Consider the following 3,220-nt stretch of genomic DNA (forward strand, 5'->3'; position numbering starts at 1 on the left):
TCGTTGTGCTATTTATCTTATTGATAATTGTTGGCGCTGCTTACATTCGTTAATTATATATACAGACACATAAATTAGGAGGTTCCTTTCACAAATAGTGAAGGAGCCTATTTTCTGCTTGCAATAAAAAAGATTATATAAAGGGAATTAGGTTTATTATAAAATTATTATGTTAACTTAATAACTTTTTGAATAGATATTTACTTAAAAAACAAATGATAAAAGGTATATGACTTTATCGAGGTGAGAGTATGGTCAATGAATATGATGTTATCATAATCGGTGGCGGAATAGCTGGTTTGCAGGCGGCGATTCAACTTGGAAGATACAAACATAACATAGCAGTCATTGATTCAAATGACGGGCGTTCCACAATCTGTAGAAACTACCATAATATCTTAGGCTGGCCAGATGGAGTCAGTGGAGAAACATTGAGAAATCTAGGAAAAATACATGCCGAGCGTTACGGTGCTACTTTTATTCAAAATGAAGTAATTAAAATTGAAAAAAATGATGATACTTTTCAAATCAAATGTCGAGGTGGCGATACATTTGCTGCAAAACGATTGCTATTGGCAACCGGCATAAAGGAGAATATTCCTTCCATTAAAAATATTTATAAATGCCTAGGTATAAGCGTATATGTTTGTCCTGACTGTGACGGTTATGAAGTTATTGACAAGCATGTGATTGTGATCGGGTCAGGAAATCCTGGAGCAAGCATGGCAATTACTCTAGCTTATTTTACAAGAGACATCACTTTCATCAATCATGATTGGAGTAAGCTTGATAACGAAGCGATGACCATGTTAGAGCAAAAGGGGATTACATATCATCAGGATGAAGTAGATGAGATTTTGCTGGATGAAAGCACCTCGGATTTTACAGGTGTAAAATTGAAAAGTGGCAATATCATTCAAGGTCACCGGGGATTTTTGGGTTTTGCCGGAAATGTGGTTCGTTCAGAACTCGCTAAACAGCTTGCCATTGAACGTTTGGAAAATAAACATATCATCGTAGACCCTAGAACCAAAATGACGAATATTCAGCATGTGTGGGCAGCCGGAGACATTGCCGTCCATTCCGAGCAAACCACTATCGCTATGGGGGATGGCATGCAGGCAGCCATCTGGATTCATAAAAGTCTTTTGAATGAAAAAACCTGCGAATAACGCAATTATCATTCCTGTCATACATATGATGTATTAATAGGCATTTTACTCATATAAGCGCTTACATCGTAATCAGTAATACATTTTGGCGAGGAGGGTTCGTATGGACGATACCCGCTTGATTAAACCTTTATTGGATAAGGATTATCCGATGATCAGCCATGGGGATGGAATTTATTTATATGATACAAACGGAAAAAAATACATCGACGGTTCATCCGGGGCCATCACAGCAAGTATCGGTCATGGCGTGAAGGAAATCATTGAAGAAATCGAAAAACAGGCTCAGAAAATCTCATTTGTTTACAGGTCACAATTCACAAGTGACCCCGCTGAAAAATTAGCAAAAAAACTGAGTGACTTGGCAAAAGGCGGTGAATACTGGTCTTTTTTTGTGAACAGCGGATCTGAGGCAACGGAAACCGCAATGAAAATAGCCATTCAATATTGGCAGGAAAAAGGCATCAAAGGAAAAAACAAAATATTATCGCGCTGGATGAGCTATCACGGAATCACAATTGGCGCGCTTTCGATGTCCGGTCACACCGGAAGAAGAGCCCGCTTTGTTTCACTATTAGAGGATTTTCCAACGATACAGCCACCATACTGCTTCCGCTGTCCGTTTAACACTACCTATCCGACTTGCAAGCATATGTGTGCAACAGAGCTGGAACAAGCGATCAACCGAATTGGTGCTGACCATATTGCCGCTTTCATTGCTGAACCGATTATTGGGGCAGCAGGTGGAGCAATTGTCCCACCTGAAGGCTATTATCAAGTCATTAAAAATATCTGTGAAAAGCATCAGATATTATTTATCGCCGATGAGGTGATGACAGGAATGGGGCGCACTGGAAAAATGTTTGCCCTCGAACATTGGAAGACACAGGCAGACATTATTGCCCTTGGAAAAGGGATGAGTGCTGGCTACACACCCGTTGCAGCAACTCTCGTTAATGAAAAGGTGATGGAACCTATTCAAAAGGGGTCAAAGCTCATCATGAGTGGACACACCTATAGTGCAAACCCTCAATCTACAGCAGTCGCTTTAGCAGTTGTCAATTACATCGAAACTCATAATCTCGTTGAAAAATCTGAGAAACAAGGAAAATACCTCATTACGAAACTACTAGAATTACAAAAGGTGCATCCAATTATTGGGGATGTTCGCGGAAAAGGACTTATGTGTGGTATCGAGTTTGTGTCTGACATGATTACAAAATTTCCTTTTAAAAGGGAATTTGATTTAACGTCACTTGTTGTTAGTCAGGGACAGAAAAATGGTCTTTTACTCTATCCGGCTTCTGCTGGAATTGAAGGCATTGGTGGCGACGCCATCCTCGTAGCCCCACCACTAACTATCACAAGAGAACAAATCGATGAACTAATTGAACTCCTTGATCAAACATTAAAGGACCTAGAAGCAGAACTAAGGAATAAAGGTATTATTTCAGCATAACATGGAGGTGTGATCGATTGATTGAGAATCGCTACAATAAAATTTCAACTTTAGAAGCGGCACTTGAACATATAAATGATGGAACAACAGTAATGTTTGGGGGCTTTGGCGGGATTGGAAGTCCTCCTTCACTAATTGATGGTTTGCTAGATAAAAATGTCAGAGAATTGACGTTGATTGGAAATGACACAGGTTTTCCAAACATCGGTATTGGAAAGCTTGTAAGTCGTGGTCATGCAAAAAAATGTATTGTATCCCATATTGGTTCAAACCCTGTTGCGGGACAATTAATGACGGAAGGAAAAATGGAAATCGAATTTTCGCCACAAGGTACACTTGCGGAACGAATTCGTGCAGGTGGAGTCGGTCTTGGCGGCATTTTAGTCGATGTTGGGATAGATAATGAAATCGTATCAAATGGTAAAAAAATTATTCCCGTTGATGGCACGAATTATCTTTTAGAAAAGCCACTAACTGCGGATGTTTCCATCATTTTTGCAAAAAAGGGAGATCCATTTGGAAATCTCGTGTATGACAAAAGTGCTCGTAATATGAATCCGCTTGTGGCAATGGCAGGTAAATTCACAAT

4 protein-coding genes are annotated in these 3,220 nt (G+C 39.7%); all 4 read left to right on the top strand.

Annotation, left to right across the window (positions count from 1 at the left end):
- The coding region (locus tag V7147_RS25325) for a YjcZ family sporulation protein (protein ID WP_438824648.1) at positions 1-53 on the top strand (53 nt) is incomplete at its 5' end.
- Positions 54-251: 198 nt separating this feature from the next.
- Positions 252-1,172 (top strand): NAD(P)/FAD-dependent oxidoreductase, encoded by a 921-nt coding sequence (locus tag V7147_RS24065; RefSeq protein WP_335370326.1) that lies wholly within the window; start codon positions 252-254, stop codon positions 1,170-1,172.
- A gap of 103 nt (positions 1,173-1,275) precedes the next feature.
- Positions 1,276-2,631 carry an aspartate aminotransferase family protein gene (locus V7147_RS24070; protein WP_335370327.1) on the top strand — a complete coding sequence of 452 codons (1,356 nt, stop codon included), beginning with the start codon at positions 1,276-1,278 and terminating at the stop codon, positions 2,629-2,631.
- A 20-nt stretch (positions 2,632-2,651) separates the two neighbouring features.
- A partial coding sequence (locus V7147_RS24075) for a CoA transferase subunit A (RefSeq protein WP_335370328.1) occupies positions 2,652-3,220 on the top strand: 569 nt, incomplete at its 3' end.

The sequence above is a fragment of the Bacillus sp. JJ1521 genome (assembly GCF_036965165.1).
GTDB lineage: Bacteria > Bacillota > Bacilli > Bacillales > Bacillaceae_L > Ferdinandcohnia.

Coding starts and splice junctions, on each gene's coding strand:
- V7147_RS24070 (WP_335370327.1), top strand. CDS start 1,276: ATGGACGATACCCGCTTGATTAAACCTTTATTGGATAAGGATTATCCG.
- V7147_RS24065 (WP_335370326.1), top strand. CDS start 252: ATGGTCAATGAATATGATGTTATCATAATCGGTGGCGGAATAGCTGGT.